At 60.5% G+C, this 3894-nt stretch carries 8 protein-coding genes; all 8 read left to right on the top strand.

Features of this window, described 5'->3' with window-relative positions; translation table 11 throughout:
* On the top strand, window positions 1–224 hold a 224-nt coding region (locus ACIQ2X_RS16450), incomplete at its 5' end, for a DNA methyltransferase (RefSeq protein ID WP_396180084.1).
* 130 nt (window positions 225–354) lie between these two features.
* Entirely contained in the window at window positions 355–564 is a 210-nt protein-coding gene (locus tag ACIQ2X_RS16445; RefSeq protein ID WP_396180083.1) for a hypothetical protein, read from the top strand.
* Window positions 561–836, top strand: coding sequence for a hypothetical protein (locus tag ACIQ2X_RS16440; RefSeq protein WP_396180082.1), 276 nt, complete (start codon window positions 561–563; stop codon window positions 834–836). The genes ACIQ2X_RS16445 and ACIQ2X_RS16440 overlap by 4 nt, the downstream gene beginning before the upstream one ends.
* Window positions 833–1603 carry a hypothetical protein gene (locus ACIQ2X_RS16435; protein WP_396180080.1) on the top strand — a complete coding sequence of 257 codons (771 nt, stop codon included), beginning with the start codon at window positions 833–835 and terminating at the stop codon, window positions 1601–1603. Before ACIQ2X_RS16440 ends, ACIQ2X_RS16435 begins: the two co-directional genes overlap by 4 nt.
* Before the next feature lie 41 nt (window positions 1604–1644).
* The gene (locus tag ACIQ2X_RS16430) at window positions 1645–2463 is read left to right on the top strand and encodes a hypothetical protein (RefSeq protein WP_396180078.1); all 819 of its coding nucleotides are present in this window, start codon (window positions 1645–1647) and stop codon (window positions 2461–2463) included.
* A 1-nt stretch (window position 2464) separates the two neighbouring features.
* Window positions 2465–2821 (top strand): hypothetical protein, encoded by a 357-nt coding sequence (locus tag ACIQ2X_RS16425; RefSeq protein WP_396180077.1) that lies wholly within the window; start codon window positions 2465–2467, stop codon window positions 2819–2821.
* The gene (locus ACIQ2X_RS16420) at window positions 2818–3108 is read left to right on the top strand and encodes a hypothetical protein (protein ID WP_396180076.1); all 291 of its coding nucleotides are present in this window, start codon (window positions 2818–2820) and stop codon (window positions 3106–3108) included. Before ACIQ2X_RS16425 ends, ACIQ2X_RS16420 begins: the two co-directional genes overlap by 4 nt.
* Window positions 3109–3558: 450 nt before the next feature.
* Window positions 3559–3894: hypothetical protein (locus tag ACIQ2X_RS16415; protein WP_396180075.1), on the top strand; the 336-nt coding region annotated here is incomplete at its 3' end.

Below are 3894 nucleotides of genomic sequence, written 5' to 3'. Positions count from 1 at the left end.
AGTTGGAAGTTATCGAGCGCGGCATCCTGCTGTGGTCGAACAAGGACGACATTGTTTTGTCTCCGTTCACCGGCATTGGCTCTGAGGGTTATGTCGCCTTGAGCATGGGCAGGCGCTTCGTCGGGGCGGAGTTGAAGAAGAGCTACTTTGACCAGGCCGCGAAGAACCTGGCCGGCGTTATGGGCAATCAGGCGCAGGACTTGTTTGCGGGGATGGAAGCATGAAGACACAAACCCGAATCGCCGCCCGCCAGAAACGAGACGAGCGGTGGAGAACCAGAGAGGACCGGCCCATTGATTGGGCGGCACTGGAGCAAGAACGCAAGCAGCGAGATCAGCAGCAAGGAGCGAAGCAATGAACAAACAAGATAACGGCGGCCTGGCCTTCCCGGTCGTCGGCACGCATGAGGCGGTGATTGAGACGGGGATGAGCATCCGCGATTACATGGCCGCGAAGGCAATGCAAGGGATGCTTGCCGCCGCTGAAAACTACCAGACGAAAGAACTGGCTGAACACGCCTACCAAGTGGCCGACGCCATGCTGAAAGCAAGGGGGCAGCAATGAGCAAGCCACTGGCACTTGATCTGGCAGACGCCCTCATCAGCATGCCCATCGGAGTGAGCATTTCAAAGATCGAAGCGGCGGGGGAAGAACTCAGGCGCCTGCACGCAGCGAATGCGGAGCTGGCTTTGATCGCCAAAGACCTAATCAGCGCTTTGCCATCAAGCGACGAACTGTGGGCAAGCGGCTATGACAAGAGTTGGATTGACCACTGCGCTGGCGTGACCGCAAAGGCGCATGAAATCCTCTCCAAGCACAAGGGGCAGCAGGGATGAGCCGCATCTTGGCCCAATTCTCATGCGGCGCTGCTTCTGCGGTTGCCACAAAGCTTGCGCTTGCTGAGTATGGTGATCGCGTGGTAATCGTGAACGCTTTCATTGAGGAAGAGCACCCAGACAATCGGCGCTTTGCTGTGGATTGCGAGCGCTGGTTTGGTCGGCCTATCGTGAAATTGCGCGATACCAAATATGACGCGAGCGCCATCAAGGTCTTTGAGTCGGTCGGCTACATCAAAGGCCGAAACGGCGCGGCATGCACTACGCGCATTAAGCGCGGACTGCTGCGCACATTTGAACAGCCAGGCGACGTGCTTGTGCTCGGTTATACGGCGGATGAACAGTGGCGACTTGACGACTGGCGCGAGAACTGGCCAGACCGCCCGATCATTGCGCCGCTGATAGATCGCGGCTTGACCAAGGAAGACTGCAAAGCCATGGTTTTGCGCGCAGGTATTGAACTCCCGGTGATGTATCGCCTTGGCTACGACAACGCCAACTGCATCGGCTGCGTAAAGGGCGGGCTTGGGTACTTCCGCGCCATTCGTGAGGACTTCCCTGAACAGTTCGAGCGTCTAGCCAAGGCCGAGGGGAAGGTTGCCGCGCTTCACGGAGACGATGCCTACATCCTGCGTCACAGATCTGGGCCGCTCAAGGGGAAGCGCTTCCCGCTGCGCGAACTGCCAGCCGGGAAGGCTCATCGCGGTGAACCTCTGCCGTCCTGTGGGCTTTTTTGCGAGAGCGCCGAGCAGGAGTACGCGGCATGACGAAGCCCCTTGATATGTCTGGATGGCAAGCTGTTGGACAGATGGAACTTGCTATCGCATCTCTGCCGAAGAACGGCGCAGAGGCCCCCAACAAAGGAACAAGCATGAGCCCCCAAGACAAAGCCGCGCCGACTGACGAGCAAATCCTTGCCGCAGCACGGGCCATGAACAAGCTCGCCGCCGAAGCATGCGGCGTTGATGAGGCCGACCACTGGGCACTCTATGGCAACAGCCAGATCATCGACGCAGGCGTGATCCTGCGTGCAGCCCTCGCCAGCACCCAGCAGGCCGAGCCCCTGACCATGCCCTGCATCTGCGAGTTCCCAGACCCGGCTAAGTGCGGGGCGCCTTGCGAGCGCCAACTAGCCAGCCCCCAGCGGACCGAGCAATTCAAAGCTGGGTACAAGGCGGCACTGAACGACGTCAAGACGGCTCAACGTGCCGAGTTCCCCATCGTCTCGCGGTGGACTGTCGCAACGCACGAGGCCGACAAGCAGCGTGAAAGCGAGGATGAGCGCGAGGCGTTTGAGGCGTGGGTGATCCGCGAAGCTGGCGCCGATGCCGCAAAGCGATGGCTCGGAACCGATGGCTACGAGAACCTGCGCATTCAGGACAACCGCGTTGGCTGGGCCGCATGCCTCGATTGGATGGCTGGCCGCGCCTCTGCGCAGGCAGTGCCGGCAGACCGGGTGCGCGAATGTGCTGCGCGACTGGTCGAGCACGCCGACTTCAAGCTGGGCGGGGTTCTGAGCGCCGACAGCAAAGCAAAGGAAATCCCGTCCGGCGCGGTGTCTCAGGTGAAGTCCAGACACTTGGCTGCGCTGCGTGATGCGCTTGCCGCAGCCCCTAAAGGAGATTGACATGCAAATCACACCGCCGCCGATGCCGGAGCCGTTTGGCTATGTGTGGCATGAGGGGGAAATAAGCGTGATTGGATATAGCGCCGGCTTTGGGTTCTCCCATGACGAGCCTGCCGACTACGGTGCCGCGCCGGTTTATGACGACGACCAACTCGCCGCCCGCGATGCTCTCTGGCTCGCCATCGTCAAAGATGCGGTAGAGCGGGAGAGGGAGGCGTGCGCGAAGGCTTGTGAAGAGCTTGAACTGAAAGAGCGCATTTCTGGGCAATGGACTGGCGGCTGGTGCGAGGGGACCGACGACTGCGCCGCTGCCATCCGATCAAGGAGCGCCACAGAAGTGAAGGAGCCACAGCAATGATCCTGACTGACGAAGAGCTGCGCGATGCCCTGCGCTCGTGCCCGCCTGATGCAATCGAGCCGCTGCGCACTCGGTGGCTCTACGCGAAAGACTTTGCGGCAGCCATCGAGCGCGAAGTCCTGCGCAAGCTGCGGGAGGCCGGGCCGGCTGGGTATCTCGTTATATGGGATGGTGAGCAGCACAAGTACGCACACGCCCACGCATCCGAAATGCCAGCCGATGAACAGGCGCGTCGGATGGGCGGCACATGCACTCCACTCTTCACCATCCCCGAGGATCAGACATGACCCTACCCCATGACATTGCCAGATGCGAAGGCGTCGGCTACGAAGCTGAAGGGACGGACGGATGGTACTGGCGCGAAGGCTGCGCAGACTGCCGCAGACGCGAGCCGGGTGCCACGGAGGGTGGGCCGCGCTTCATCAGCCCGCCCGTCGTCATTGCGGTGGAGTGTGAGTACAGGATTGCGAGGGAGCAGACATGAGCAGTCAATGGGGACACGGCTTTCATTCTGGGACAGAGAAAGGCATTGCTCGCGGGCTAGAGATTGGCGCTGCTGCTGGCGGCTTCTCTGTGGCAGAGCATGCTTGGCATTGCGTCAATGCGGCAGTCGCATCGCTTGAGCAAGGCAACGACTGCCAAGCGCTAGGCATTCTCCGCGTTATGCAGTTCATGCTTGCGGATTCGACTGGGAGAAAGATCGGTGGCATTCACGCGCCGCAGAAAGGGGAGCAGACATGAGCGAAGACAAGGCAGTGATGGCGCTGCGGTCCTACGTGGCCGACTACAGCAGCGAAGACGGCATGTTTCAACCCAAGCACTACGCCAGGGAATTTCAGCGGATCATCGCAGAGATCGACTCCAAGCCAACCCCGACCCGCATTGAGTTCAGGATGATGGGGCCGAAGCTCGCCTTCTCAATCGGGAATCAGTGCTTCACGCTCGACCACGAGCCGGACTCTGATGACGAAGCAGAGTTTATGAAGCGGGCGCTATGTCACGCTCTTTCCGGCTTTGCACCAGATGTAAAGACAAGTGGCGCAGACGCGCAGCCAGCCCGAGCGCCGCTGACG

The sequence above is a fragment of the Flavobacterium sp. genome (assembly GCF_044368625.1).
Taxonomy (GTDB): domain Bacteria; phylum Bacteroidota; class Bacteroidia; order Flavobacteriales; family Flavobacteriaceae; genus Flavobacterium.
This window is presented reverse-complemented; position numbering and strand designations above follow the sequence as displayed.

Bases quoted from the DNA above. Each gene is read 5' to 3' on its own strand.
- ACIQ2X_RS16420 (WP_396180076.1), top strand. From the start codon at position 2,818: ATGATCCTGACTGACGAAGAGCTGCGCGATGCCCTGCGCTCGTGCCCG.
- ACIQ2X_RS16425 (WP_396180077.1), top strand. From the start codon at position 2,465: ATGCAAATCACACCGCCGCCGATGCCGGAGCCGTTTGGCTATGTGTGG.
- ACIQ2X_RS16445 (WP_396180083.1), top strand. From the start codon at position 355: ATGAACAAACAAGATAACGGCGGCCTGGCCTTCCCGGTCGTCGGCACG.
- ACIQ2X_RS16440 (WP_396180082.1), top strand. From the start codon at position 561: ATGAGCAAGCCACTGGCACTTGATCTGGCAGACGCCCTCATCAGCATG.
- ACIQ2X_RS16430 (WP_396180078.1), top strand. From the start codon at position 1,645: ATGGAACTTGCTATCGCATCTCTGCCGAAGAACGGCGCAGAGGCCCCC.
- ACIQ2X_RS16435 (WP_396180080.1), top strand. From the start codon at position 833: ATGAGCCGCATCTTGGCCCAATTCTCATGCGGCGCTGCTTCTGCGGTT.